Genomic DNA, 26,842 nt, shown 5'->3' on the forward strand with positions numbered 1-26,842 from the left:
GTTATTGATCCTGTAACACAAACATACCAAACGGATGGATCTGGAGATAGAACTCATCACCCGGTGAAGGCTGGAGTTCGGTGGCGTTGACCTGCAACAGCAGCTGCTGCCCCTGCCACTCCACCAGCACCTCGTACTGCGGCCCCATATAGGCGACTTTTTTAATCGTGCAGCGCTGGCTGGCATCGCCCTGTAATCCGAGGGTGATGGCTTCCGGGCGCACGCCGACGGTACAGTGCTGCATGCCCGGCGCAAACCCTTCCGGGCGCGGGATGGCGTAGCCGAGGATCTCCACGCGATTGCCGCTGATTTGCGCCTCAAAGATATTGGCATCGCCCATAAAGCTGGCCATAAAGCGCGAAGCCGGGAAGCGATAAAGCCGCTGCGGTTCGCCGATCTGCATAATCTGCCCCTTGTTCATCACCAGCACGGTGTCGGAAACCGCAAAGGCTTCGCTCTGATCGTGGGTGACGTACAGCGAGGTGATATTGAACTGCTGCTGCAGTTCGCGGATCTTCTCACGCATGCTGCGGCGCAGGTTGGCATCCAGGTTACTCAGCGGTTCGTCGAACAGCAGCACCTTCGGCTTGAGGATCAGCGCACGGGCCAGCGCCACGCGCTGCTGCTGTCCGCCGGAGATCTGATCGACGTAGCGATCGGCGAAACCGGCCAGATCCACCAGCTCCAGCGCCTCTTCCACGCGGTCGCGGATCTCGCCTTTCGGTTTGCCCAACATCTTCAGGCCATAGCCGATGTTCTCCCCCAGCGACATATGCGGGAACAGGGCGTAGGACTGGAACACCATGCAGATATCGCGGTGCTGGATCGAACGATGGGTCACGTCTTCCCCGTCGATAAAAATCTGCCCGTCGCTGGGTTTCTCCAGCCCGGCGACCATTCTCAGCACGGTGGTTTTACCGCAGCCCGACGGCCCCAGCAGCGTCACCATCTCCCCTTTCGGGATAGCGAGGCTGAGGTTTTCAATCACCGAGTTGCTGCCAAAGCGTTTTGCCACGTTGCGCAGTTCAACGAAGCTTTTCTTTTCCTGGGTTTGCGCGAAGTTAGTATTCATATGCACCTTAATTAACGGGTTTTCGCCCGCGAGCGGGCCACGCGCGCTTCACCCACCAGCGCATCGAAAATAAAGATAATTGCCAGCATCACCACGATCAGAATCGAACCGTAGGCGATCGCCATGCCGTACTCTCCGTCCTCAACGCGGTTAAGGATGTAGGAGGTGGCCACACGGGTATCCGGCGTAACGAGGAAGATAATCGCGCTGACGGTGGTGATCGCACGGACGAAGCTGTAGATCAGCGCCGAGAGGATCGCCGGGCGCAGCAGCGGCAGGATGATATACAGCACGGTGCGCAGCGATCCGGCACGCAGGCTGAGCGAGGCTTCATCCAGCGATTTATCCAGCTGGCCCAGCCCGGCGATCCCGGCGCGGATGCCGACCGGCACGTTACGCATCACCATCGAGATAATCACAATCGCCGCGGTCCCGGTCAGATACACCGGCGCACCGTTAAAGGCGAGGATATAGGAAACGCCCGCCACGGTGCCCGGAACGGCAAAGCACAGCATGGTGGAGAACTCGATCACCTTCTTGCCGCGGAACTGCTGACGCACCACCACGTAGGCAATCAGCAGGCCGAAAATAGCAGTAATCGGCGCGGCGATCCCGGCGTACAGCAAGGTGTCGAGCAGCGATGGCCACGCGCCGTCACTGAAGCCCTGACCGAACAGTTTGCTGAAGTTATCCAGCGTCAGGGTGTAGTCCACGCCCCAGTTCACGGTAAAGCTGCCGAAGAAGATGCTGCCATACAGCAACACGTTAAAGGCGATCCACACCCACAGCATCGCCGTCACCGACCACACCAGCGACACCGGCAGCGGCTGCACGTCGCCACGGGAGGATTTGCCCGAGATGGTGACGTAGGAACGTTTACCGATCCACAGATACTGCACGCAGAACACCAGCAGTGAAAACAGCAGCAGGATCACGCCCAGCGTACTGGCCGAGGTATAGTCCAGCTGTGCGCCGGTAATGTAGAAGTAGATCTGCGTAGCCAGCACGTCAAAGTTGCCGCCCAGCACCAGCGGATTACTGAAGTCCGCCAGCGACTGGACGATAACGATCAGGAACGAGTTGGCCAGCGCCGGTTTCAGCAGCGGCAGGAACACCCGGCGGAAGGTTTGCAGCCGGCTGGCGCGCAGCGTGTAGGACGCCTCTTCCAGCGACGGGTGCAGCGTTTTGATCGCGCCGTCGAGGATCATAAAGGACATCGGGGTAAAGGCCAGCACCTGCGCCAGCCAGATGCCGGTAAAACCGTACAGCCAGTTGGTGTTGGTCAGGCCAAGGTAGTTAACCATAAACTCCGTGACGTAGCCGGAGCGGCCCATCATCAGGGTCACACCCAGACCGACAACGAACGGCGGGGTGACAATCGGCAGGATCGAGAACACCCGCCCCAGCAGCGCCGAGCGTTTGGCGATGCGCGTGGTGTAGATCGCCAGCACCATACCGAAGAAGGTACAGCCGATGCCGACCGCCGCGCTCAGCAGGAAGGAGTTCCAGATCACCTGCAGAATATGCTTCTGCCCCAGCACCGCCATAAACTGCAGCGGCGCAAAAGTACCGTCATCGGCGGTGATCATCGGTTTGAAGATCGCCAGGCTCGGCCAGATGATAAACAGGCCAATCAGCGCAACGATGGCGATCAGCGATCCCAATACAAAGCGGTCACCACCCAGCCACTCCAGGCGCGACAGCGCCACGGTCATGACCCCGCCCAGCGCGCAGAAAATAACGATGCTGCCGTAGCCCAGGCCGCGCTCCAGCCAGGCGGCGCTGACCACCATAAAGACGGCGCAGCCCAGTGCCCATGCCGCGTCGAAGCGGTGTCGCCCGCGTGAAGCCGTGCCACGAACCGGCCGCAGCAGCAGAACCAGCGGCAGCAGCAGCCACGCCTGGCTGATATTGGCACCCGACCAGCCGTAGGCCGCGAGAATCTCGTCAGACGTTGATTCCAGCAGGCCGTAGTCGAGGCTGAAGATCGGCAGCAGCAGGTAGCCCGCCACCAGTATCACCAGCCAGATAAAAACAGTATCCCGTCCCTGCGGCAGGCGCAGAGCTGTGGCATCACTCATAGTGTTCCCCGGAGGTTGAAGCGAAAGCGATAGCGCGGCAGCAGGCCGCGCCAAAGTTAAGAATTACTGCCCCATCTTCACGTCGTTAACCCACTTATTGATCAGATGCTTACGCATCTCGGTGGCGCCGTATTTATCCATGTCGTAATCGATCAGCTTCAGGTCATCCAGCTTGAGCGAGTTCGGTGAGGTTTCTGCGGTGGTGTTGGTCAGGATCTGGTAGGACTGCCCCTGCTTCCACGCCAGCTCCTGCGCTTCTTTCGACAGCGCCCAGTCCACGAACAGACGGGCGTTGTCGATATTGCGCGCTTTCTTCAGGATGCTGACGCCGCCGACTTCATAGCCGGAGCCTTCACATGGAGAGATCAGGGTCAGCGGTGCGCCCTTGTCTTTTTCGAGCGAGTAGTCGTGCAGGAAGCCGATGCCGATCGCGGTTTCACCACGGGCGGCGTTACGCGCCGGGGCAATGCCGGACTTGGTGTACTGAGAGACGTTCGCGTTGAGCTTTTTCAGATAGTCGAAGGCCTGATCTTCCCCCCAGAGCTGGGTAAAGGTCGCCAGCGCGGTGTAGGCGGTGCCGGAGCTTTGCGGATCGGCAATTTGGATCTCGCCCTTGTAGATCGGGTTGGTCAGATCCTTCCAGCACTTTGGCTCCGGCAGATTTTTCTGCTTCAGGCGATCGGTGTTGACGCCGAAGCCGAGGATACCGATGTAGATCGCCGAAGAGTAGTTGCCCTTCACTTTGGCCGGATCGCGGAACTGCGGCATGATCTGATCCAGCACCGGGGATTTATAGGCTTCCAGCAGCCCCATTTCACCGGCCTGAGACTGCGGATCGAGCGTACCGCCGTACCAGACATCGGCCTGCGGGTTATTCTTCTCGGCATCGACCTTCGCCAGCGTGCTGCCGGAGCCGTTGCGGATAAAGCTGGTTTTCACATCGTACTTCTCACCGAAGGCTTTCGCTTCAGTTTCACACATGGCGTTGGTGGCGCTGCAGTAGATCACCAGGCGGCCTTTGGCATGTGCCGCACCGGACATCGCGCTCACTGCCAGCCCGGCAGCGATCAGGGTAGAGAGGGCTAAACGTTTCATCAGGTTATCCTTATCGTCGAGGGTCGGCAGACCCCGTCGGTTACGGAGCCTGTTTAAATCTCTGCCGGTTCAGTCCGGCAATCAGCAGCGGCATCAGCAGCACGCCGATACAGCCTGCGGTAGCGGTCAGCAGGGCAAAAAAGCCCGACCAGCCGTAGTGCTGCATCACCTGGGCCAGCGGCCAGCCCGCCAGCGCGGCGCCCAGGTAAGCAAACAGGCCGAGGAATCCGGTAACGGTTCCCGGCGCGGCCTTGTGGCTGTATTCCACCGCCGCCAGGCCAATCAGCATCTGCGGGCCAAAAACAAAAAAGCCCAGGCTGAAGAAGCACACCGAGAGCAGCGACCGGTGATGTACCGGTGCCAGCCACAGCGCCGCCATGCTGAGGAACAGACCTAAGGCAAACAGCAAAATCATCGGGGCACGCTGGCCACGAAACAGCAGATCCGAACCCCATCCGGCGAACAGCGCCCCGATCACTCCGCCCAGCTCAAATAGCGTCAGCGTGGTATTGGCGCTCAGCAGATTTACACCGTGGGCCTCGGTCAGCCACAGGTTGCCCCAGTCGTTGAGCGCGATGCGGATCAGGTACACCAGCACGTAAGAAACGCCCAACAACCAGATGGTGCGATTGGCCAGAATCTGCTGGCGCAAAATATCGCGCATCGACATCGCCGGGCTGTGCTCCTGCTGCCACAGCTCCAGCGGATCGCGCCGCCATTCCCCCACCGTCGGCAGTCCCTGTGCGGCGGGCTTATCGCGCAGCCGCCAGCAGAGCCAGATGCCGATCAGAATGCCCATAATCCCCGGCAGCAGCAGCGCGGCCTGCCAGCCCCAGCGCATCGCCAGCCAGCCCGACAGCAGCGGCACCAGCGTGCCGCCAAGGTTGATCGAGGTGTTCCAGCAGCCCCACCAGAAGCCGCGCTCGTTGCGCGAATACCAGTGGGTGAGCAGCTTGGCGCACGGCGGCCAGCCCCAGCCCTGGAAAAAACCGTTCAGCGTCCATACCAGCAGCAGCGCACTCCACGAGCCGCAGAAGGTAAAGACGATATTCAGTATCCCGGTAGCGATCAGCCCGCCGCCCATAAACCACTGTGCGGGCGTGCGATCGCTGATTGTGCCGGACAGAAATTTCGATGCGCCGTAGACCAGATAAAACAGCGTGCCCAGCAGGCCGATGTCGGCTTTATCCAGTCCCAGTTCCAGCTGCATCACCGGCATTACCTGGCTGATGCTGCGCCGCGTCAGATAAAACGCGGCATAGCCGATCACCATGGTGAACAGCAGTCGCGGTCGCCAATAACGGTAGCGCTGGCTAATCTGCTCTGGCGTCAGGGTGATGGCTGCCATGTAAACCTCCGGGTCATCACGGGCTAATATAGGGAAGGCATTACGCCGGGGCATGAGACAAAGTTGGAATGAACCAGGAATTATTCCTGGTCAGGGCGCAGTTTCGCGTGATTTTGTGGGCAAGTTAACAGTTATGCAGGTTCCCGGCGGCGGCAGGAGCTGCCAGTCGCCGCCGAGCGCCCGCACCCGCTCCTCGATTCCGCGCAGGCCAAAACCGCTAACGACAGGTTCGGTGATGCCGATGCCGTCATCGCTAACGCTCAGCGTCAGCAGGCCCGGCTTCTCTTCCAGCGTCACCACCACCTGTCGTGCTCCCGCATGTTTGCTGATGTTGTTCAGCAGCTCCTGCACCACGCGATACAGCGTGAAGGTCAGGGTTTCATCCGTAGGAGAGGTGCTGAGTCGGTAATGAAGCTGGAAATCAATGCCGCGATCGGCGAAGGAGAACTCGGCGGCCAGATGCTGTAGCGCTTTATCCAGCGCCATTTCGTCCAGCACCGGCGGGCGGATCTGCCGCAGCAGCTGGCGGGTGGTGCGATGAATGCGCCGCGACAGGTCGCTAATCTGCCCTGCGGCCTGTCTGGCCGCCGGTGCATCGCTGCCGCGCGCCACCAGCATTGCCTGGATCTGAATGGCGGTAATGTTCTGGCCGATCTCATCGTGCAGCTCGCGGGCAATGGCTTTACGCACCTGTTCTTCAGTGTCCACCAGCTGTGCCATCAGCCGGTGCCGGGCCTGTAGCTCTTTTTCCAGCTGCTGACGATAGCGCTGTAGATGCTGGGCCAGCTGCTGCTGACGGCTGACGGCAATCCCCAGCCCGATGCCGAGCAGCGCCTGGGTGGAGAGAAACAGCTCCAGCTCGCGCAGATCGTGAAACGCGCCGCTGGCCTGCCGGGTCAGGGTAATCAGCACGCTGCCGACGATCGCCGACAGCACCCCGCCCTGCCAGCCAAAGCGGTAGGCCATCACCACGTTGGGCAGGAAAACAAAGATCAGCAGCAGCCGCTCCATATCCGGGGCAATCGATACCTGCACGCAAACGCCGATGGCGAAAATCACCGAGCACCAGATCAGCAGCGAGGTGCGCAGCGGCGGATCGGGCATGCGCTGCGCCAGCATATCGCTGAGGTGCTGCTGTTTGAGATATTCATAAATCAGGTAGATAAACGGCGTAAGCAGTACCCCGCCGGTAAAGCTGGCCAGCAGAGTCTGAGTGACCGCTTCCTCCAGCCAAGGGCCGATCGTCACACCCTGTAGCAGCGTGTTCAGGGTCACAGCCACCAGTAGCAGGATCAGCCGCTGCCAGTAAAGCGTGTAGCGATGCCACTGAGACTGGCAGACCCAGGCAGGCAGCACGCTCAGCAGCGGCGAAAGCAGCATCACCGGCCGCACGATCAGCTGCTCCAGCTGTAGCCAGCTAAGCAGGATCGCTTCTACCAGCAGCAGCGCCGCCCAGTAGCGCTTCGGCAGCAGGATCATCAGCGCCAGATGCAGTCCGGCAGGCAGTAGCAGCACCGCCTGCTGGCCGTTCTGGCTCAGCCACAGGCCGATGGTCCACAGCGCCAGCCAGCCCAGGGCGAAAAACAGCGCCAGCATCAGCGATAAAACAATATGGCGCACCTGCGGCATCAGGTATGGCTCAGCAGCTGATGCTGAAGGGCAAAGTGCACCAGCTCAACGGTGGTCTGGCAGTTCAGTTTGCCCAATACGTTGGCGCGATGAACGTGCACGGTTTTATGGCTGAGCGCCAGCTGGTCGGCAATCGCCTTCACGCTGATACCGTTAATCAGCAGATCGAATACCTGCTTCTCTCTCGGCGTCAGCGAAGTCAGCTCTTTGGGTACGGGCCGGGTCTGGCGCAGCGCACGCAGCGCATCGGCACACAGGTAAAGCCCGCCGACGCTGACCGAACGCACCGCCTGTACCAGTTCCTCCGGCCCGCAGCGTTTAGTCAGATAGCCGCTGGCACCGGCATCCACCGCGCTTTGCACAAAGGCGCTGGTGTCATAAATGCTGAGGATAATCGCCCGGAAGCCCGGACGCTGCTGCCGCAGCCGGGACAGCAGGCTCAGCCCGCTCTCATCCGGCATGGCAATATCCAGCACCGCTACGTCGAAAGGCTCGCGCAGCAGATGCGGCCAGGCCTCGGCGGCGGAAGCAAACTGGCCGGTCACCTGGATATCGCTTTCCAGGGAGAGAAGCTGAGCAAAACCGGAACGCACCACGATATGGTCGTCGATCAGGGCTACGTTAATCATGATGGATAAACCTGCTAAAAATTTTGTGCATGATGCCCGCCGAACGGGGCCTTGAGCAAATGCGAGCGGGGAAAATGCTGGGGGGTTAACAGTTTAGGCTGAGGGACAAATAAAAACGGCCAGCAAAAGCTGGCCGTCGGGTAGGACAATAATACTTACTTGCTGCCCGGGCGCAGAGCCGGGAACAGGATCACGTCGCGGATGGTGTGGCTGTTGGTAAACAGCATCACCATACGGTCGATACCGATGCCCAGACCGGCCGTTGGCGGCAGGCCGTGCTCCAGCGCGGTGACGTAGTCTTCGTCGTAGAACATCGCTTCGTCATCACCGGCGTCTTTGGCGTTAACCTGCTGCAGGAAACGCTCGGCCTGGTCTTCCGCATCGTTCAGCTCCGAGAAGCCGTTACCGATTTCACGGCCGCCGATAAAGAATTCAAAGCGGTCGGTGATTTCCGGGTTTTCGTCGTTGCGGCGCGCCAGCGGCGACACTTCAGCCGGATACTCGGTGATGAAGGTTGGCTGGATCAGATGCGCTTCGGCAGTTTCTTCGAAGATCTCAGTAACCAGACGGCCCAGACCCCAGCTCTTCTCAACTTTGATGCCGATAGACTGGGCAATCGCCACAGACTTGTCGAAATCGTCGAGATCGGCCAGATTGGTTTCCGGACGATATTTCAGAATCGCTTCTCTCATCGTCAGTTTTTCAAACGGCTTGCCGAAGTCGAATTCCTGCTCGCCGTAAGGCACAACGGTGTTGCCCAGAATATCCTGCGCCAGGGTACGGAACAGGCTTTCGGTCAGTTCGATCAGATCTTTGTAGTCCGCATAGGCCATATAGAGTTCCATCATGGTGAACTCTGGGTTATGGCGCGGCGAAATACCTTCGTTACGGAAGTTACGGTTGATCTCGAAGACGCGATCGAAGCCGCCCACTACCAGACGCTTCAGGTACAGCTCTGGCGCAATACGCAGGTACATATCGATGTCCAGCGCATTGTGATGGGTGATGAACGGACGGGCAGATGCGCCGCCTGGGATCACCTGCATCATCGGGGTTTCCACTTCCATAAAGTTGCGGTTAACCATGAAGCTGCGGATGCCCGCCATGATTTTTGAACGCACAACGAAGGTATTACGGGAGTCATCGTTACTGATCAGATCGAGGTAGCGCTGACGATAGCGGGTTTCCTGATCGGCCAGGCCGTGGAACTTGTCCGGCAGCGGGCGCAGTGCTTTGGTCAGCAGGCGCAGTTCGCTACAGTGGATCGACAGCTCGCCGGTCTTGGTCTTAAACAACTTACCGCGAGCGCCGACGATATCGCCGAGGTCCCACTTTTTGAACTGTTCGTTGTAGATGCCTTCAGCCAGATCGTCACGGGAGACGTACAGCTGAATGCGGCCACCGACATCCTGCAGCGTGACGAAAGAGGCTTTACCCATGATGCGACGGGTCATCATACGGCCAGCGACGCTGACCTCAACGCCCAGTGCTTCCAGCTCTTCGTTTTCCTTGTCGTCAAACTCGGCGTGCAGCGTGTCCGAGGTGCGGTCACGGCGGAAGTCGTTCGGGAACGCCACGCCGGTTTCACGCAGCGCGCTGAGCTTTTCGCGACGCGCTTTCAGTTCGTTATTAAGCTCAACTGCTGCATCAGCGGCCTGCGGTTGTTGTTCAGACATGTGAGTTCCTTATAACCCTGCTTTCAAACTTGCTTCGATAAAACGATCCAGATCGCCGTCCAGAACCGCCTGCGTATTCCGCGTTTCTACACTGGTACGCAGATCTTTAATGCGTGAATCATCCAGAACGTAAGAGCGGATTTGACTGCCCCAGCCGATGTCAGACTTGTTGTCTTCCGCCGCCTGCTTGTCAGCATTTTTCTTCTGCATCTCGTATTCATACAGCTTGGCTCGCAGCTGTTTGAATGCCTGATCTTTGTTCTTATGCTGAGAGCGGTCGTTCTGGCACTGCACGACAATGTTGGTCGGTAAGTGGGTAATACGCACCGCCGACTCGGTTTTGTTAACGTGCTGACCACCGGCACCGGAGGCGCGGTAAACGTCAATGCGCAGGTCGGCCGGGTTGATTTCGATATCGATATCGTCTTCAACTTCAGGGTAGATAAAGACCGAGCTGAACGAGGTGTGGCGACGGCCGCCGGAGTCGAACGGGCTTTTGCGCACCAGGCGGTGAACGCCGGTTTCAGTACGCAACCAGCCGTAGGCGTAGTCACCGATAATTTTGATGGTAGCGGATTTAGTACCGGCCACTTCACCATCGGACTCTTCGATGATTTCGGTTTTGAAGCCTTTAGCTTCTGCCCAGCGCAGATACATACGCAGCAGCATGCTGGCCCAGTCCTGTGCTTCCGTACCACCGGAACCGGCCTGGATATCCATGTAGCAGTCGGCACTGTCGTACTGGCCGGAGAACATGCGGCGGAATTCCAGCTCGGCGAGCTTTTTATCTAAGCCATCCAGCTCGGCAACCGCTTCGTTGAAGGTGTCTTCGTCTTCGGCTTCTACCGCCAGTTCCAGCAGGCCGGAAACGTCTTCCAGCCCCTGCGACATCTGGTCGAGAGTTTGAACAATGGCTTCTAATGAGGAGCGTTCTTTACCCAGCGCCTGAGCGCGATCGGGTTCATTCCAGACATCAGGCTGTTCAAGCTCAGCGTTTACTTCTTCGAGACGTTCTTTCTTGGCATCATAGTCAAAGATACCCCCGAAGAACGCCGCTGCGCTCAGTGAGATCCTGAATTCGGTTCTTTACCGGATTAATTTCAAACATGGTTTTAGAATCTTTTTAGGTGATCGAAAAGGACGTGAATGTAACGGAGCAGTTTACCTGAAATAGCGTGCAGTTTGTAGTTTTGACCACGCTTTGGCAGCGTAATAATCCCAACTTGCTATAAATGGAGAAAGTAATGAGCGTAACCGGGGCTCAGATGGCATTAACTGTTGCCGGGATGCGGGTGAACGTTGCGGGGCACACTTTGTTGGACATTTTTTCGCTTCAGGTACTGTGCGCGGGTGAACGTTACGGAGCGCGCTATGTGGAGCATTTTTCTCGCTTCAAGTACTGTGCGCGGGTGAACGTTACGGGGCGCACTATGTGGAGCATTTTTCTCGCTTCAAATGCGGAGGCCGGGCGACCGTCAGGGGGCAGAACGCCGGATCGCCGTGAACACGTCCGTGTGGGCTTGGCTGCGGCATCCCTGCCGCAGACATCCGGCTTATCTGCCCCCTGACGTTCGCCTTCCGAATTACCGTATCGCTTTGGGTATGCCCCGTTACGTTCACCTTTTCAGAAATTCACGTCGCAGTTTTAAAGAATTGATTCGGTAACTGTTTACCCACAGCAAATCCATTGCCGATGGGCAATCGGTGACGGGCGGGTTCGCGGACCGTTGAGCGCAGGGATGCGCGAATCGAGGCTACAGGGACGTATTCACGCCGAGTCCGCGAACCTGACCGACACCAATACGCCTTACAACGATCTTTCCGCGACACAATCCCGTCACCGTTACGCCAGACGCGGAAACTATCGCGACATAACCAACCCTACCGCGACTTAGCTAACCCAGCCCGCTATAACGCCCAGAGATGATCGATAATCAACTGCACATTACGATTACCGCGAAACTCATTCACATCCAGCTTATAGGCCAGCTCCACATGCCGCACGCTCGGGTCCGGCCACAGCGCGGTATCAATATTAAACGCGATACCGTCCAACAGCGGGCCTCCGCCCAGTGGTTCCAGCATAACCTTCAGATGGCGCTCGCCCACCAGCTTCTGCTGCAACAGCTTGAACTTGCCGTCAAACGTTGGCTCCGGGAACGCCTGCCCCCACGGACCCGCGTCACGCAACAGCTCGGCGGTCGGCAACGTCAGCTCCTGCGCCATCAGCTCACCATCGCTCCACACCACGCCCTGTAACGACTCCGCATCCAGCAGACCGGCGACCAGATCGGCAAAACGCTGGCGAAACTCGTCGAACTTCGCTTCTTCCAGTGACAGCCCTGCCGCCATGGCATGGCCACCAAATTTGATAATCAGCCCGGGATTCAGTGTATCGAGCCGTTCGAGTACATCACGCATATGCAGCCCCGAAATGGATCGACCGGAACCTTTTAGCGTACCGTCACCCGCCGGAGCAAACGCGATCACCGGTCGGTGGAAGCGCTCTTTCAGACGTGAAGCCAGAATGCCTACCACGCCCTGGTGCCACTCCGAATGGTACATGGCAATACCCAACGGCAGCGCATCGCTACTCTGCTCAAGACTATTGCACAACGCCAACGCTTCGGACTGCATGCCCTGTTCAATTTCTTTCCGCGTCTGGTTCAATGCGTCCAGCTCAGCGGCAAGCATTCGCGCCTGACCCAGATCTTCACTCAGCAACAGCGCAACGCCGACCGACATATCATCAAGCCGACCGGCGGCATTTAAGCGCGGCCCCAGCGCGAAACCCAAATCGCTGGCTGCCAGCTTGCTGGCATCGCGATTGGCGATTTCCAGCAGGGCGCGAATACCCGGACGACATTTACCCGCGCGAATACGGCTCAGCCCCTGCCAGACCAGGATACGGTTATTGGCATCCAGCGGCACCACATCGGCGACCGTACCCAGCGCGACCAGATCCAGCCACTCGGCCAGATTCGGTAACGTTGCCACACCGCTGTCGCGCAGCCGCGCACGCAGAGCCAGCATTAAGTAGAAAGCAACACCGACGCCAGCCAGCGCCCGCGAAGGGAATTCGCAGTCGCTGAGATTAGGATTAACGATGGCATCCGCCGCAGGCAGCGATTCCCCCGGCAGATGGTGATCGGTCACGACCACCTGGATACCTTTCTGATGCGCCAGCTCCACGCCTGCGTGTGAGGAAATACCGTTATCCACGGTAACAATCAGCTGTGCACCACGGGCGGCGGCCTGTTCGACAACTTCCGGGCTGAGGCCGTAACCATCATCAAAACGGTTCGGCACCAGATATTTGATATTGCGCCCGCCCATAGCGCGCAGCGCCAGCACCGTCAGCGCCGTACTGGTTGCGCCGTCGGCATCAAAGTCACCGACGATCACAATGCACAAATCGTCGGCCAGCGCTCGCTGGAGGATATCAACGGCGCGATTGATGCCGCTAAGCGAATGGAATGAATGCAGATTTTTGGCACCGCGCTCCAGGGCAACGGCTTCTGTCACGCCGCGCTGGGCATACAGGCGGCGCAGCAACGGGTTCAAATCGGCAGGAAGTGCAGCAGCATCCGCCGCCTGACGGCGACGGAGTTCGGTTTTAGCTTTGTACAAAATCAGCCACCGTTTTTCTGGCTGTCGAGGTATTTCTTCATGTCCTGTGGCCCCTGATAGCCAGGGATCATGGCACCGTTTTGCAGCAGAATCGCCGGAGTACCCTGAATACCAAACAGAATGCCGAGCTTGTACTGCTGGCCGATATCCACTTTGCAATCCGCAGGCTGCACTTCTTCACCTTTCATCGCGGCATCAAAGGACTTACGACGATCGGCGGTGCACCAGATCGACTTCATCTCTTTCGCTACCTGCCCGTTCATCCCTTCGCGCGGGAAAGCCAGATAGCGTACGGTAATACCCAACGCGTTGTAGTCGGCCATCTGCTCGTGCAGTTTGCGGCAATAGCCGCAGGTAATATCGGTAAAAACGGTAATGACGTGCTGCTCTTTCGCCGCCTTGTAGACAATCATGTCCTTGCTCAGCGCTTCGACTTTCTTTTCCAGCAGCTGATTGGTGACGTTGACCGGCTGTGCGCCGCTGACGTCATACAGAGGACCCTGCATAAAATGCTTACCGTCTTCGGTGACGTACAGCACGCCGCTTTCCGACAGAACGGTTTTGAAGCCCGGCAGCGGCGACGGCTGAATTTCCGTTTGCTGCATGCCAAGACGATTCAGCGACTGCTGGATTGCCGCATCGTCAGCGTGGGCCAGTCCAGCGATCGACGCGATCAGAAAAGAAAGTAACAGGCGGGTCTTCATTTTATATCCTTATAGGCTCCTGAAAGGGCCATATTGTCAATCACTTAAGCACGTGGGTGATGCTGCTGATGCAGCTGGCGCAGACGTTCTGTCGCCACGTGCGTATAAATCTGGGTCGTTGAAAGATCGCTGTGCCCCAGTAACATCTGTACGACACGCAAATCCGCGCCGTGGTTCAGAAGATGGGTCGCAAAAGCATGACGCAGCACGTGCGGCGACAGCTTTTCACTGTCGATCCCCGCCAGTGTGGCGTAATGTTTGATACGATGCCAGAAGGTTTGTCGGGTCATATGCTGCGCGCGGTTGCTGGGGAAAAGCACATCCAGCGCCTGTCCATTTAGCAGCCACGGGCGACCATATTCAATAAACCGTTCTATCCAGTATATCGCCTCTTCGCCCATCGGCACCAGCCGCTCCTTGTTGCCTTTACCGATCACCCGCACCACGCCCTGCCGCAGACTCACGTCGCTCAGCGTCAGTCCCACCAGCTCGCTAACGCGCAGACCGGTGGCGTACAGCAGTTCAAGCATGGCTTTATCACGTAGCTCGATCGGTTGTTCTTCGCCGGGTGCCTGAAGCAGTCGGTCAACCTGTTCCTCCGAAAGATCCTTCGGCAAACGCTGCGGCAGTTTGGGGGATGACAGCAGTGCGCTCGGGTCGTCAGCACGCAGCTTTTCACGATAGAGATACTGGAACAGGCGCCGCATGGCACTTAGCAAGCGTGCCGAGCTGCTGGCCTTATAGCCGCCTTCCAGCCTTTCGGCGAGGAAGCTTTGCAGATTAACGGTATCCACGTCCAGCATTGTCAGCTGTTGACTGGCGAGCCAGTCGGTCATCGATCGCAGATCGAGCCGGTAGGAGATGACGGTATTTTTCGCCAGATTGCGCTCGATCCATAGGGCATCGAGAAATTGTTCAATCAGATCGCTGTCCTGCACGCTATTTCCTCCAGGTCAGGGTTTACGGCGATTATGCCTTATTGTTACCCATATCTGGTATTATCGCTGCCATGCCTGAAGAAAAATGAGTTTTACTTCCATGAATATTGGTCTGTTTTACGGCTCCAGCACCTGTTACACCGAGATGGCGGCCGAGAAAATTCGCGATTTTATCGGCGAAGATTTGGTGACTCTGCATAACCTGAAAGATGATTCACCGCTGCTGATGGAGCAGTATGATTTGTTAATTCTGGGTATCCCGACCTGGGATTTTGGTGAATTGCAGGAGGACTGGGAAGCGATTTGGACCGATCTGCCAAACCTGAATTTACGCGGTAAAATCGTCGCACTTTATGGCATGGGCGATCAGGGCGAATACAGCGAATGGTTCCTGGATGCGCTTGGCATGCTGCATGAAGTACTGGCTCCGATTGGCGTTCAGTTCGTTGGCCGCTGGCCGATTGAGGGCTACGAGTTTACCAGCAAAAAACCTCTGACCGCCGACGGTCAGCAGTTTGTCGGCCTGGCGCTGGATGATGTGAATCAGTTTGAGTACACCGATGAGCGTATCGCCCAATGGTGTGAGCAGATCCTGACGGAAATGGCCGAACTGCTTTAAGTGCTGCCGAGGGCAAATTTTCTAAACGGTTTGCCCTCGGCCAGGCTACTCCTCCGCGCACGAAAAACGGGGGAGCGTACAAATCTATTTCGCACAGCTAAGTATCAGCCGACTGCCCCGGTATAAGCAGATGCTGCCGCAGCAGACGCCACTCGGCGTTCTCCATACTGTCGATGCCCAGCCACAGCCACTCGCGCTTCCCTTCCGCAGAGCGTAATGGCAGCATGATCGCCCAACGCCCAATCCATGGTTTTGCAACGAGAAACCACTGTTGCCGCCGCCAGTGGAACTGTCTTGAGGACAGCAGTTCAATCGGCCCGGCACGTGAAAGGATGCGCCGCTGACTGCGGATACTCTCCATAAGCACCAGCGTCAATAGCACGATCCAAACCAGGGTATAGCTACCGGGCCAGGGGATCAGCAACAGCAGCAAAATCACTACGCCGTGTATCAGCAAAGACTGCCACTGCGCCGCCCAGGAAACTCTCAGTTCACATCGCCACAGGACCACGTTGCTGATTTCTCTCCTGAATCAGTGCCACCATTCGCCTAAGCTCAGGATCGGCCGGCGCTCCATGGTTCATCAGCCAGTTAAACAGGTCAGGATCGTCGCTCTCCAGCAGACGAACGAACACTTTTTTGTCACCGTCGCTCAGCGAATCAAACTCATACTCAAAAAAAGGCATGATTGAGATGTCGAGCTCCCGCATGCCACGACGGCATGCCCAGTGAATGCGTGATTTATTGGTAATATCCATGTTACTCAGCGTCAGTTAATCAAACAGGCTTCCAGTGTACCCCTTTTTACCCCGCTGTTGATGCAGCAATTTATAGCTTGCGAGACATCACGCAAAGCTTGCAGGGTTATCACGCCTTTTGTGCCGCTTTTGCCGGAAACTGGTTGCAAAGCAATGCGTCTCTCTTAACATGAGAAGTATTGTTAATATTTTTCAATTCAGGACTGAATCATGCCAATTATTGCTTTTCCGCCTCGCCAGCCACAGGCATCCGCGCAGCTTCCACTGACGCTGATTTCACTGCAAGAGTGGGCGCTGGTTACCGCCACGGGCCAGGACCGGGTAAGCTATCTGCAGGGGCAGGTGACGCTGGATGTGGCAGCGCTGGGAGCCGATCGCCATCTGCCTGCCGCCCACTGCGATGCGAAAGGTAAAATGTGGAGTACGCTGCGCCTGTTCCATCGCGGAGAAGGCCTTGCCTATATTGAGCGCCGCAGCCTGCGTGATACCCAGCTGACTGAATTGAAGAAGTATGCCGTATTCGCCAAAGTGACCCTGGCCGCCGACGATGAGTCGGTGCTGCTCGGTCTGGCGGGTGCACAGGCGCGTGAAGCACTGGCGGAGATTTACGCCGTGCTGCCGGATGCCGATGCGCCGGTCGTCCAGCAGGATGAGAGCACGCTGCTGTGGTTCGATCTGCCCGCCGAACGTTTTCTGCTGGTAACCAGTGAAGGCAAAGCCGCTGAGATCCAGCAAAAGCTGGCCGATAAAGCCGCATTGAACAACAGCAATCAGTGGCTGGCGCTGGATATCGAGGCCGGTTTCCCGATTATCGATGCGGCCACCAGCGCGCAGTTGATTCCACAGGCGACCAATGTTCAGGCACTGAACGGCATCAGCTTTAAAAAAGGCTGCTACACCGGTCAGGAAATGGTGGCACGCGCCAAGTTTCGCGGTGCCAATAAGCGCGCACTTTACTGGCTGGCAGGCAAAGCGGGCAGCGTTCCCGAAGCTGACAGCGCGCTGGAAATGCTGATGGGTGAAAACTGGCGTCGCACCGGTACGATTCTGGCAGCCTGCCAGCTTGAAACGGGCGAAGTCTGGGTGCAGGCGGTGCTGAATAACGATCTGGAAGCCGATACGATTCTGCGCGTACAGGGTGACGAAGGCGGCAGGCTGACCATTCAGCCGCTGCCGTACGAAATTACCGCTGGCTGATAACGTACAGGCTGGCCGGTTCCCGGCCAGCCTGTTTTACATGACGTAAAGGTAGATAGCGAAGAAGTGGCACAGGCTGCCACCCAGAACAAAACCGTGCCAGATGGCATGATTGTAGGGTATGCGCTTCGCCACGTAGAAAATCACCCCCAGCGAATAAATCACGCCCCCCGCCGCTAAAAGCCACACGCTGCCCGCAGGCAGTTTCGTTACCATCTGATAGATAACAATCAGCGACAGCCATCCCATCAGCAGATAGGTCACCAGCGACAGCGCCTCAAAACGATGGGCGAAAGCCAGTTTAAATACGATACCTGCCAGCGCCAGGCTCCAGATCACCACCATCAGGCCGTGAGCCAGCGGTGACTTCAGCCCTACCAGCAAGAAGGGCGTATAGGTGCCTGCAATCAGCAGATAAATCGCCGAATGATCGAGTTTTTTCAGCCAGTATTTTGCCCGCTGATGCGGAATGGCATGGTAGAGGGTCGAGGCCAGAAACAGCAGGATCATGCTGCCGCCGTAAAGGCTGTAGCTGGTGATGGCCAGCGCACCGGCACGGCTTTCAATAGCCTGAGTCAGGAGTAAAACCAGGCCGATAATCCCGAAAAGGCAGCCCACGCCGTGACTGATGCTGTTGGCGATTTCTTCCGCCAGCGAGTAGCCACGCGTCAGTATTTTCTGATGAACCATATCAGTTCGTTCTCTCTTATTAATCATCATGCGGCCAGCAAAAGCCGTGGTCGAAAAATCATCATCAGCCTAGCTGAGAACAATTTTAGAGTACACATGTAAGCTTAAAAAATTCTGTGAAACCATGTAACACACATTCTCCCGTGTGCCAGGCAAACGTTTCCCTTAAACTATCCGTGAACTTTTATCAGAGAATAAGCGAGTCATTATGTCTGACAGGGTAGCAGCCTTAGATTTCGGTGCGATGACCGAAGTCGTGCAGTTTTTAATGGAATTGGACAAGCTTAAAAGCGTTGAGCGCCGCACCCGGCTGCTTGACAATGCGCGGCAGGAGAACTCCGCCGAGCACAGCTGGCATCTGGCGATGGCCGCCATGAGCCTGGCACCTTTTGCCACCGAAACCATTAACGTGCAGCACGCCGTCCAGCTGGCGCTGGTGCATGATGTGGTGGAAATCGATGCCGGGGACGTACTGGTGTATGACCTTGCCGCGCGCGAAGCCGTGCAGGAACAGGAAATGGCCGCAGCCGAGCGCATTTTCGGCCTGTTGCCTGCCGCGCAGAGCCAGCAGTTCCGCGCGCTGTGGAACGAATATGAAGACGGGGACACTGCCGAATCGCGCTTTGCTAACATGCTCGACCGCGCGCTGCCGATTATGCTTAACCTGCACAATGAAGGACAGAGCTGGAAAGAAAACGGCATCCGTCTTGAGCAGGTAAAAGCGCGCAATGTGAAGCTGGCAGAGCAGTGGCCGGAACTGTGGAACCATCTACAACATCATCTGGATAACGCCCACGCCAGAGGCTGGCTGCTGTAGTAACCGGCCCGGCATTGCCCGTATTTATCTGCCCCCTGCCGCGTCAACGATCGTCCCGGTCACATAGGACGCATCGTTGCTAAGCAGCCAGGCGATAATGCGGGCGATCTCTTCCGGCTGGCCGCCGCGCTGCATCGGAATAGCCGACGCCACGCGATCTACCCGCCCCGGCTCACCGCCATCGGCGTGCATCTCCGTGTAGATAAACCCCGGACGCACGCCGTTCACCCGAATTCCCTGCGCCGCTACCTCAAGAGATAAACCTTTGGTCAGCGTATCCATCGCGCCTTTTGAGGCCGCGTAATCAACATATTCTCCCGGTGAGCCCGTGCGAGCCGCGGCGGAAGAGACGTTAACAATCCCTCCCCCCTTACCGCCGTGATGAAAAGCCATACGTTTAACGGCTTCGCGACAGCAGATGAAGCTGCCGGTCACATTAGTGGCAAATACCCGGTTGATACGCTCCGCCGTCAGCTGTTCCAACGTCGCCTGCTGAAACAGTATCCCCGCATTGTTGACCAGCGCAGTCAGTTGACCCGGATGGCGATCGATTTCAGCAAACATCGCCATCACCTGCGCTTCATCAGACACATCGGCCTGGATGGCGAAAGCCCTGCCGCCCTGCCCGGTAATCTGTTTCACCACCTCTTCGGCGGCATCTGCCCGCCGGGCGTAATTAACCGCGACGGTCCAGCCCAGAGTGGCAAGCAGCAAAGAAGTAGAGCGGCCGATACCCCGGCTGCCGCCGGTAACCAAAGCGATATTCATTGAACCTCCAGAAAGCAAAAGGGACGACTCAGCGTCGTCCCTTAAGGCTATCACATCAGACCTTTAGCCTTATTCGTATTCACTCATCGGTACGCAGGAACAGAACAGATTACGGTCGCCGTAAACATCATCCAGACGCTTAACCGTTGGCCAGTATTTGTTGGCGCTGCCCGCAGGGAACACGGCCAGCTCGCGGCTGTAAGGATGCTCCCAGCTGCCAACGATTTCCATCTGGGTATGCGGTGCATTAACCAGCGGGTTATCTTCAGCGGGCCATTCGCCCGCCGATACGCGATCGATCTCATTACGGATGGAAAGCATGGCGTCGATAAAGCGGTCAAGTTCGACTTTGCTCTCAGATTCGGTTGGCTCCACCATCAGCGTTCCCGCCACCGGGAATGACATAGTCGGCGCGTGGAAGCCGTAATCGATCAGGCGCTTGGCGATATCCAGCTCGCTGATGCCGGTCTGTTCTTTGAGCGGACGAATATCCAGAATACATTCGTGCGCAACATGACCATCGCGTCCGGTATACAGAATCGGATAGGCCGACTTCAGGCGGGTTGCAATGTAGTTAGCGTTCAGAATCGCCACAGAACTGGCCTGCTTAAGCCCTTCTGCACCCATCATACGAATGTACATCCAGCTGATGGGTAAAATAGAGGCGCTGCCGAACGGTGCTGCGGATACCGCGCCCTGCTCGGTCAACATGCCTTCAATCTGCACCACGCTGTGACCCGGTACAAACGGTGCCAGATGCGCTTTTACGCCAATCGGCCCCATGCCCGGACCGCCGCCGCCGTGCGGAATGCAGAAGGTTTTATGCAGGTTAAGGTGGGAAACATCCGCACCAATATAGCCCGGCGTGGTGATGCCCACCTGCGCGTTCATATTGGCACCGTCCAGATAAACCTGGCCGCCAAACTGATGAACGATCTGACAGACTTCACGAATGGTTTCTTCATACACGCCGTGGGTAGACGGATAGGTGACCATAATGCAGGAGAGCGCTTCGCCCGCCTGTTCAGCCTTAAGACGCAGGTCGTGCAGGTCAATATTCCCCTGACGATCGCAGGCTACGACCACAACATCCATGCCTGCCATCTGTGCAGAAGCCGGGTTGGTGCCGTGTGCGGAACTCGGGATCAGGCAGATATTGCGGCCGCCTTCGTTACGGCTTTCGTGGTAGCGACGGATCGCCAGCAGACCGGCATATTCACCCTGTGCGCCCGAGTTGGGCTGCATGCACAGCGCATCGTAACCGGTCAGCTGCACCAGCCACTGGGAAAGCTGGCCGATCATCTGTAGATAACCGGTAGCCTGCTCTGCCGGGCAGAACGGGTGCAGCTCGGCAAACTCCGGCCAGGTAATTGGGATCATCTCTGCGGCCGCATTCAGCTTCATGGTGCAGGAGCCCAGCGGGATCATTGCCTGATTCAGCGCCAGGTCTTTCCGTTCCAGGCTGTGCATATAGCGCATCATCTCAGTTTCGCTGTGATGACGGTTGAACACCGGATGCGTCAGAATGGCATCTTCACGCAGCATCGCTGGCGGAACGGAATGGCTGTCAGCGCTGAGCTGCGCGTCCAACGCCTCAATGTCCAGACCGTGCTCTTCACCCAGCAGGATGGAGAACAGCGCCGCGACATCTTCGCGACGGGTGGTTTCATCCAGGGTAATCCCCACCGCGTGCAGAATATCGGTACGCAGGTTCACGCCGAAGCTCAGGGCGCGTTCCAGCACCGCCGCTTTATCGGCCACTTCGACCGTCAGCGTGTCAAACCAGCTGTGGTGGCGCAGGGTCAGACCGCCTTTTTGCAGTCCGGCGGCCAGAATATCGGTCAGGCGATGGATGCGCCCGGCAATACGCTTCAGCCCGGCCGGACCGTGGAACACCGCATACAGGCTGGCAATATTGGCCAACAGCACCTGTGAGGTACAGATATTGGAGTTCGCTTTCTCGCGGCGGATATGCTGCTCGCGGGTCTGCATCGCCATGCGTAGCGCAGTATTTCCGGCGGCATCGCGGGAAACGCCGATGATACGGCCAGGCATGGAACGTTTATGTTCATCACGGGCAGCGAAGAAAGCCGCGTGCGGGCCGCCGTAGCCCATCGGTACGCCGAAACGCTGAGCCGAGCCAAAGACGATATCCGCGCCCTGTTTACCCGGGGCCTGTAGCAGCACCAGGGTCATAAAGTCAGCGGCCACGCTGACCACGATCTTTTTGCTTTTCAGTTCGCTAATCAGGCTGCCGTAATCATGCACTTCGCCACCAGTACCCACCTGCTGTAACAGCACGCCGAAGATATCCTGCAGCTCAAGCACTTTTTCCGCTTTATCGACCAGCACTTCGAAGCCAAAGGTTTCCGCACGGGTACGCACCACATCCAGCGTTTGTGGATGTACATCATCAGCCACGAAGAAGCGGTTGGCATTTTTCAGCTTGCTGACGCGTTTCGCCATCGCCATGGCTTCCGCAGCGGCGGTCGCTTCATCCAGCAACGAGGCGGAAGCAATATCCAGCCCGGTCAGGTCCAGCGTCAGCTGCTGGAAGTTAAGCAGCGCTTCAAGGCGGCCCTGAGAAACTTCCGGCTGATAAGGGGTGTAGGCGGTATACCAGCCCGGATTTTCCAGCATGTTACGCAGGATCACCGGCGGCGTCAGAACCGGGGTGTAGCCCATGCCGATATAGGATTTATAACGCAGGTTCTGCGCGGCAATCGCCTTCAGCTCGGCCAGAGCCTGATGTTCGGTCAGCGCATCGCCAATCGGCGGCGGGCTGGGAAGCTGAATATCGGCGGGAACAATCGACGAGATTAGGTCGGTCAGTGAATCTGCGCCGACTGCGTTCAGCATGGCGGCCTGCTGCTCTGGCGAAGGTCCGATATGGCGTTCAATAAACGCGCCGTGATGTTCAAGCTGGCTGAGAGTCTGGGTCATGAGCGGTAAATCCTGCTTCGGGCTTAGTGCGGCAAAAGGGTTACCGGTGATAGCTCACCGGCATCGTCAACGGCGAAGGCGGAAATGGTTCCTCCTCCACCGTGACCGGTTAAGGCATTACTCTTCGATAGACGCCAGGTAGTCGGCGGCGCTGAGCAAATCATCCAGTTCGGACTCATTGCTGGCTTTGATTTTGAACAGCCAGCCGTCGCTGTAGGGATCGCTGTTAACCAGTTCCGGAGAGGACTCCAGCTCGCTGTTAACCGCAATGATTTCGCCACTCAGTGGCGCATAGATATCGGAAGCCGCCTTAACGGACTCCGCTACCGCACAGTCGTCGCCCTGAGCGTAGGTATTTCCCACTTCCGGCAGGTCAACAAACACCATGTCACCCAGCAGTTCCTGAGCGTGTTCGGTGATGCCTACGGTGTAGCTGCCATCGGCTTCTTTGCGCACCCATTCATGGCTGTCACGATATTTCAGATCGGTTGGTACATTGCTCATCGACATTCTCCAAAAAAGATAATTCCGCTAAACGTTCATGCAGCCGGTGCGTTTTTCAGCCCCTGATCAGCACGGACAGGACGGGTAGATTCAGATTTATTTTGTTACCGGTTTACCGGCACGGACAAAAACAGGTTTAGTGACCTGCACCGGCACTTCGCGGTTGCGAATTTGTACAATAGCCTGTTCACCGATTCCGGCAGGAACGCGTGCCAGCGCGATGCTGTAACCCAACGTTGGGGAGAACGATCCGCTGGTGATAATCCCTTCACGCAGGTTGCCGTCAGCGTCGGTGAAGCGCACCGGCAGTTCGTTACGCAGCACGCCTTTCTCGGTCATCACCAATCCTACCAGCTGCTCGGTGCCGGTTTTACGCTGGGATTCCAGCGCTTCACGGCCAATAAATTCCCGGTCGGCAGGTTCCCAGGCAATGGTCCAGCCCATATTGGCCGCCAGCGGAGAGACGCTTTCATCCATCTCCTGACCGTACAGATTCATCCCCGCTTCCAGTCGGAGCGTATCGCGCGCGCCGAGGCCCGCAGGCTTGACGCCTGCCGCCAGCAGCCGTTGCCAGAACGTCACGACCAGGTCGGAAGGCAGGGCAATTTCATAGCCCGCTTCACCGGTGTAACCGGTGGTGGCGATAAACAGATCGCCCGCCTGCACGCCGAAGAACGGCTTCATGCCGCTGACCGCCGCGCGCTGAGTATCATCAAAAAGCGTCTGCGCTTTCTGCTGGGCATTCGGACCCTGCACCGCCACCAGCGCCAAATCATCACGCTCGCGGATTTCGACGCCGTAAGGTGCCGCGTGTTCAGAGATCCACGCCAGATCCTTTTCACGGGTAGCGGAGTTCACCACCAGGCGGAAAAAGTCTTCGCTCATAAAGTAGACAATCAGATCGTCAATCACGCCAGCGGAGGCATTCAGCATGCCGGTGTAAAGCGCTTTGCCCGGCTGAGTCAGCTTGGCCACGTCGTTCGCCAGCAGATAGCGCAGGAATTCCCGCGTGCGGGCACCGTGCAGATCGACAATGGTCATATGCGACACATCGAACATTCCGGCATCGGTGCGTACCGCGTGGTGCTCATCAATCTGCGAACCATAATGCAGCGGCATCATCCAGCCGTGAAAGTCCACCATGCGCGCACCGCAGGCTTGATGCTGTTCGAACAACGGGGTTTGCTGAGTCATAGTCTTCCTGTGCTGTCTGTCCGCCATCCTTGTGGATGCAGGGTGATTGACGCGCCCGTTTACCGCCCGTAAGCGGTCTGACGCAAACGTTATCTTTGCTTTGAACTTACCACCGAAAATGGCAATTAACCATAAGTTAAACGGGGTCGAAATCACAGTTCAGCAATAAAGCCCACGCACTCACTACCAGTATCAATCGCTACTTTTTTAAATAAATGCATACAAAAACAACAATAAATAGCCTTTAACGCAGATGAATCGCAAAGATTCCGCATTCGATGTATAAAAAACCACTCCAAGATTTTTCTTATCGCATTATTAAAAGTAATGCGATTGCGAGCGTTAAATTAGAATAATTCAAACGAAGCACAATGATGGGGCGGCGGGTGCACCATTGGTGCAAGAGTGATAAAAAAAGAGGGAATTCGGCGATCGCTGACCCGCCGCTGCGCCTGCCGGTCGGTCCTCGCGCCACGCTACGCGTGGTACCTTCGGTTACGGCATCCGCCCTCCCGGACCGGCGGAGACGATACATCCATGTACCGACCCCGCCTGACGCCAGCTTCCCTGCTGGCGTCTCCTGGCCGAATGCCTCCACCTCAGCGCTGCGGATTGCCCGTCTGGCCCAGCGGTGGGTCATCTTTCCGGCTATGTGCTGGCTTTTTCATCAGGAATGAAACGATGTTACCCCATTGGAACTAACCAGAGTCTCAATCCGTTATACGAAAACACCGCACTTTTTTAGGCGATGCAGGAGTGACTAAGCGAACCGGCGGCTCCCTCGAACGGGCAATCCACAGCGCTGAACGGAATGAGGAAGCTCGTATGAGCCAGCAGGACGCTGGCGAAAGGGGCAGCCGGGGCAGCCGGGGCAGGACGCCCCGTCTGCACCGGTACGAAGGCTGACGAGTGAAGTGAAGGCATCGCGCAAAACGCGACGCGAGGACGCCCGGGCGAAGGAGCCGCCGGTTAGCGTGCGCACCGCATCAAGAAAACAACTCGTTAACGCACTCAGGCCGCATTTGGCCCACGGCCCACTTCAGAACAAGCCAAAGTTTCGATCCGCTATGCGAGAACACCGGACTTTTCAGTCGACACAGAAGTGACTAAGCGAACCGGCGACTCCCTCGAACGGGCAATCCACAGCGCTGAACGGAATGAGGAAGCTCGTATGAGCCAGCAGGACGCTGGCGAAAGGGGCAGCCGGGGCAGGACGCCCCGTCTGACCCGCTACGAAAGCTGACGAATGAAGTGAAGGCATCGCGCAAAGCGCGACGCGAGGACCGCCCGGGCGAGGGAGCCGCCGGTTAGCGTGCGCACCGCATCAAGAAAACATCCAAGTTAACGCAACCACTCGGGTAAATCATGCAGCCCCATCGCCTGCTTCAGCAGCTTCGGCTTCACGCCCGGCAGCTTATCCGCCAGCGCCAGCCCGACATCACGCAACAGCTTCTTCGCCGGATTATCCCCGTTAAACAGCTCACGGAAACCCTGCATGCTGGCCAGCATCAGCGCAGCGCTGTGCTTACGGCTGCGCTCGTAACGACGCAGATACAGATGCTCACCAATATCCCTGCCCTGCTGATGCAGACGTCGGATCTCACCAATCAGCTCTGCCGCATCCATAAAGCCAAGATTCACCCCCTGCCCCGCCAGCGGATGGATGGTGTGGGCAGCGTCGCCCACCAGCGCCAGGCGGTGCGCGGCAAAACTGCGCGCAAAGCGCCCCATCAGCGGGAAGACCTGGCGATCGCTTTCCAGCTCACACAGCCCCAGACGCAGATCAAAATGCACCGACAGCTGCTGATTGAACACCTCTACCGGCATTGATTGCAGACGAGTGGCTTCCTGCGGCGGTAAAGACCAGACAATAGAACAAAGATGCGGATCGCTCAGCGGCAGGAAAGCCAGAATACCTTCGCCGTGGAATACCTGCCGGGCCACCGCATCATGCGGCTTCTCGGTGCGGATATTGGCCACCAGCGCATGATGCTCATAATCCCAGAACGTAAGCGGGATATCCGCTTTGTTCCGCAGCCACGAGTTCGCGCCATCGGCGGCCACCAGCAGACGAGCGGTCATCATGCTGCCGTCTTTCAGCGTGACAAACGCTTCGTTGTCGCCAAAGGCAACCTGTTGCAGTTCAGCCGGGGAAATCAGGGTGATATCACTCAGGCTCTCAGCCCGCTGCCACAGCGCCTGGTGGATCACCCGATTTTCAATAATATGCCCCAGATGCGACAGCCCCTGCTGCTCATCGTCAAAGGCGATATGACCAAAGCTGTCGCGATCCCACACTTCCATGCCGTGATAGGCGCTGGCACGCGTGGCCAGGATGGTACTCCACACGCCAAGATGCTGTAACAGGCGCTCACTGGCGGCGTTAATCGCCGAAACGCGCAGCGCATGAGGCGCATCTGCCGCAGCGGCAACCGGCGCTTCGCGCTCAAGCACCGCCACGCGCAGACCACTCCCCTGCAGGCCACAGGCCACCGCAAGACCGACCATACCGCCCCCGGCGACGATGACATCAAATGTTTGCATTACAGC

22 protein-coding genes are annotated in these 26,842 nt (G+C 57.6%); 3 read left to right on the forward strand and 19 right to left on the reverse strand.

Annotation, left to right across the window (positions count from 1 at the left end):
* Nucleotide 1 precedes the first annotated feature (1 nt).
* The 11 genes from fbpC to xerD form a co-directional block, all read right to left on the reverse strand.
* A complete protein-coding gene (gene fbpC / locus IBT47_RS08335; protein ID WP_200560087.1) occupies nt 2-1,072 on the reverse strand; it encodes a ferric ABC transporter ATP-binding protein in 1,071 nt (356 codons plus the stop codon).
* Nucleotides 1,073-1,083: 11 nt separating this feature from the next.
* Nucleotides 1,084-3,153 carry an iron ABC transporter permease gene (locus IBT47_RS08340; protein WP_105593871.1) on the reverse strand — a complete coding sequence of 690 codons (2,070 nt, stop codon included), beginning with the start codon at nt 3,151-3,153 and terminating at the stop codon, nt 1,084-1,086.
* A gap of 63 nt (nt 3,154-3,216) precedes the next feature.
* Nucleotides 3,217-4,248, reverse strand: a complete 1,032-nt coding sequence (locus IBT47_RS08345; protein ID WP_105593870.1) for an ABC transporter substrate-binding protein — start codon at nt 4,246-4,248, stop codon at nt 3,217-3,219.
* Between the two features lie 40 nt (nt 4,249-4,288).
* A complete protein-coding gene (gene uhpC, locus IBT47_RS08350) occupies nt 4,289-5,596 on the reverse strand; it encodes an MFS transporter family glucose-6-phosphate receptor UhpC (protein ID WP_200560088.1) in 1,308 nt (435 codons plus the stop codon).
* A gap of 90 nt (nt 5,597-5,686) precedes the next feature.
* Entirely contained in the window at nt 5,687-7,225 is a 1,539-nt protein-coding gene (locus IBT47_RS08355; protein WP_200560089.1) for an MASE1 domain-containing protein, read from the reverse strand.
* On the reverse strand, nt 7,225-7,854 hold the full coding sequence (locus IBT47_RS08360; protein WP_105593867.1) for a response regulator transcription factor: 630 nt from the start codon (nt 7,852-7,854) through the stop codon (nt 7,225-7,227). Before IBT47_RS08360 ends, IBT47_RS08355 begins: the two co-directional genes overlap by 1 nt.
* Nucleotides 7,855-8,009: 155 nt before the next feature.
* Nucleotides 8,010-9,530, reverse strand: coding sequence for a lysine--tRNA ligase (gene lysS, locus IBT47_RS08365; RefSeq protein ID WP_105593866.1), 1,521 nt, complete (start codon nt 9,528-9,530; stop codon nt 8,010-8,012).
* A gap of 9 nt (nt 9,531-9,539) precedes the next feature.
* Nucleotides 9,540-10,638, reverse strand: a protein-coding gene (gene prfB, locus IBT47_RS08370) for a peptide chain release factor 2 (protein ID WP_200546343.1) whose coding sequence is annotated in 2 segments (ribosomal slippage) — nt 9,540-10,562 and nt 10,564-10,638 — 1,098 coding nt in all. Because the reading frame shifts where the segments join, the coding sequence is not laid out codon by codon here.
* Between the two features lie 800 nt (nt 10,639-11,438).
* Nucleotides 11,439-13,160 (reverse strand): single-stranded-DNA-specific exonuclease RecJ, encoded by a 1,722-nt coding sequence (gene recJ / locus IBT47_RS08375; RefSeq protein WP_200560090.1) that lies wholly within the window; start codon nt 13,158-13,160, stop codon nt 11,439-11,441.
* A 2-nt stretch (nt 13,161-13,162) separates the two neighbouring features.
* A complete protein-coding gene (gene dsbC, locus IBT47_RS08380) occupies nt 13,163-13,864 on the reverse strand; it encodes a bifunctional protein-disulfide isomerase/oxidoreductase DsbC (RefSeq protein ID WP_200560091.1) in 702 nt (233 codons plus the stop codon).
* 44 nt (nt 13,865-13,908) lie between these two features.
* Nucleotides 13,909-14,802: a site-specific tyrosine recombinase XerD gene (gene xerD, locus IBT47_RS08385; RefSeq protein WP_200560092.1), complete on the reverse strand. Its 894-nt coding sequence runs from the start codon at nt 14,800-14,802 to the stop codon at nt 13,909-13,911.
* Nucleotides 14,803-14,902: 100 nt separating this feature from the next.
* Here xerD and fldB point away from each other — a divergent pair, with 100 nt between their 5' ends.
* Nucleotides 14,903-15,421, forward strand: a complete 519-nt coding sequence (fldB, locus tag IBT47_RS08390; protein ID WP_200560265.1) for a flavodoxin FldB — start codon at nt 14,903-14,905, stop codon at nt 15,419-15,421.
* 97 nt (nt 15,422-15,518) lie between these two features.
* Here fldB and IBT47_RS08395 read toward each other — a convergent pair whose 3' ends face one another.
* Both IBT47_RS08395 and sdhE read right to left on the reverse strand, forming a co-directional pair.
* Nucleotides 15,519-15,932 (reverse strand): protein YgfX, encoded by a 414-nt coding sequence (locus IBT47_RS08395; RefSeq protein ID WP_200560093.1) that lies wholly within the window; start codon nt 15,930-15,932, stop codon nt 15,519-15,521.
* Nucleotides 15,913-16,179 carry an FAD assembly factor SdhE gene (gene sdhE / locus IBT47_RS08400; RefSeq protein ID WP_105592339.1) on the reverse strand — a complete coding sequence of 89 codons (267 nt, stop codon included), beginning with the start codon at nt 16,177-16,179 and terminating at the stop codon, nt 15,913-15,915. The genes IBT47_RS08395 and sdhE overlap by 20 nt, the downstream gene beginning before the upstream one ends.
* Before the next feature lie 210 nt (nt 16,180-16,389).
* Here sdhE and ygfZ point away from each other — a divergent pair, with 210 nt between their 5' ends.
* Nucleotides 16,390-17,376: a tRNA-modifying protein YgfZ gene (gene ygfZ, locus IBT47_RS08405; protein ID WP_200560094.1), complete on the forward strand. Its 987-nt coding sequence runs from the start codon at nt 16,390-16,392 to the stop codon at nt 17,374-17,376.
* Nucleotides 17,377-17,412: 36 nt separating this feature from the next.
* On the opposite strand, the gene IBT47_RS08410 is transcribed toward ygfZ, so the two are convergent.
* Entirely contained in the window at nt 17,413-18,066 is a 654-nt protein-coding gene (locus tag IBT47_RS08410) for a hemolysin III family protein (protein WP_200560095.1), read from the reverse strand.
* Nucleotides 18,067-18,274: 208 nt separating this feature from the next.
* On the opposite strand from IBT47_RS08410, the gene IBT47_RS08415 reads away from it, so the two are divergent.
* Nucleotides 18,275-18,883: an HD domain-containing protein gene (locus tag IBT47_RS08415; RefSeq protein WP_200546335.1), complete on the forward strand. Its 609-nt coding sequence runs from the start codon at nt 18,275-18,277 to the stop codon at nt 18,881-18,883.
* 24 nt (nt 18,884-18,907) lie between these two features.
* Here the strand turns inward: IBT47_RS08415 and IBT47_RS08420 are convergent, their stop codons facing one another.
* The 5 genes from IBT47_RS08420 to ubiI all read right to left on the reverse strand — a co-directional run bounded on the left by IBT47_RS08420 (nt 18,908) and on the right by ubiI (nt 26,836).
* Nucleotides 18,908-19,651, reverse strand: a complete 744-nt coding sequence (locus tag IBT47_RS08420) for an SDR family oxidoreductase (protein ID WP_200560096.1) — start codon at nt 19,649-19,651, stop codon at nt 18,908-18,910.
* Between the two features lie 69 nt (nt 19,652-19,720).
* The gene (gene gcvP / locus IBT47_RS08425) at nt 19,721-22,594 is read right to left on the reverse strand and encodes an aminomethyl-transferring glycine dehydrogenase (RefSeq protein WP_200560097.1); all 2,874 of its coding nucleotides are present in this window, start codon (nt 22,592-22,594) and stop codon (nt 19,721-19,723) included.
* A 117-nt stretch (nt 22,595-22,711) separates the two neighbouring features.
* Nucleotides 22,712-23,098: a glycine cleavage system protein GcvH gene (gene gcvH, locus IBT47_RS08430; protein WP_200560098.1), complete on the reverse strand. Its 387-nt coding sequence runs from the start codon at nt 23,096-23,098 to the stop codon at nt 22,712-22,714.
* 96 nt (nt 23,099-23,194) lie between these two features.
* Complete coding sequence (gcvT, locus tag IBT47_RS08435; RefSeq protein WP_200560099.1) at nt 23,195-24,292, reverse strand: glycine cleavage system aminomethyltransferase GcvT; 1,098 nt, start codon at nt 24,290-24,292, stop codon at nt 23,195-23,197.
* A gap of 1,341 nt (nt 24,293-25,633) precedes the next feature.
* Nucleotides 25,634-26,836 carry an FAD-dependent 2-octaprenylphenol hydroxylase gene (gene ubiI / locus IBT47_RS08440; protein ID WP_200560100.1) on the reverse strand — a complete coding sequence of 401 codons (1,203 nt, stop codon included), beginning with the start codon at nt 26,834-26,836 and terminating at the stop codon, nt 25,634-25,636.
* Nucleotides 26,837-26,842: the final 6 nt, after the last annotated feature.

Origin of the sequence: Erwinia sp. S43 (genome assembly GCF_016624745.1) — a bacterium.
GTDB classification, from domain to species: domain Bacteria; phylum Pseudomonadota; class Gammaproteobacteria; order Enterobacterales; family Enterobacteriaceae; genus Erwinia; species Erwinia coffeiphila.

Coding starts and splice junctions, on each gene's coding strand:
- sdhE (WP_105592339.1), bottom strand. CDS start 16,179: ATGGATATTACCAATAAATCACGCATTCACTGGGCATGCCGTCGTGGC.
- dsbC (WP_200560091.1), bottom strand. CDS start 13,864: ATGAAGACCCGCCTGTTACTTTCTTTTCTGATCGCGTCGATCGCTGGA.
- fbpC (WP_200560087.1), bottom strand. CDS start 1,072: ATGAATACTAACTTCGCGCAAACCCAGGAAAAGAAAAGCTTCGTTGAA.
- lysS (WP_105593866.1), bottom strand. CDS start 9,530: ATGTCTGAACAACAACCGCAGGCCGCTGATGCAGCAGTTGAGCTTAAT.
- uhpC (WP_200560088.1), bottom strand. CDS start 5,596: ATGGCAGCCATCACCCTGACGCCAGAGCAGATTAGCCAGCGCTACCGT.
- IBT47_RS08360 (WP_105593867.1), bottom strand. CDS start 7,854: ATGATTAACGTAGCCCTGATCGACGACCATATCGTGGTGCGTTCCGGT.
- IBT47_RS08345 (WP_105593870.1), bottom strand. CDS start 4,248: ATGAAACGTTTAGCCCTCTCTACCCTGATCGCTGCCGGGCTGGCAGTG.
- ubiI (WP_200560100.1), bottom strand. CDS start 26,836: ATGCAAACATTTGATGTCATCGTCGCCGGGGGCGGTATGGTCGGTCTT.
- gcvT (WP_200560099.1), bottom strand. CDS start 24,292: ATGACTCAGCAAACCCCGTTGTTCGAACAGCATCAAGCCTGCGGTGCG.
- gcvP (WP_200560097.1), bottom strand. CDS start 22,594: ATGACCCAGACTCTCAGCCAGCTTGAACATCACGGCGCGTTTATTGAA.
- ygfZ (WP_200560094.1), top strand. CDS start 16,390: ATGCCAATTATTGCTTTTCCGCCTCGCCAGCCACAGGCATCCGCGCAG.
- IBT47_RS08410 (WP_200560095.1), bottom strand. CDS start 18,066: ATGGTTCATCAGAAAATACTGACGCGTGGCTACTCGCTGGCGGAAGAA.
- fldB (WP_200560265.1), top strand. CDS start 14,903: ATGAATATTGGTCTGTTTTACGGCTCCAGCACCTGTTACACCGAGATG.
- IBT47_RS08355 (WP_200560089.1), bottom strand. CDS start 7,225: ATGCCGCAGGTGCGCCATATTGTTTTATCGCTGATGCTGGCGCTGTTT.
- IBT47_RS08415 (WP_200546335.1), top strand. CDS start 18,275: ATGTCTGACAGGGTAGCAGCCTTAGATTTCGGTGCGATGACCGAAGTC.
- gcvH (WP_200560098.1), bottom strand. CDS start 23,098: ATGAGCAATGTACCAACCGATCTGAAATATCGTGACAGCCATGAATGG.
- IBT47_RS08420 (WP_200560096.1), bottom strand. CDS start 19,651: ATGAATATCGCTTTGGTTACCGGCGGCAGCCGGGGTATCGGCCGCTCT.
- IBT47_RS08340 (WP_105593871.1), bottom strand. CDS start 3,153: ATGAGTGATGCCACAGCTCTGCGCCTGCCGCAGGGACGGGATACTGTT.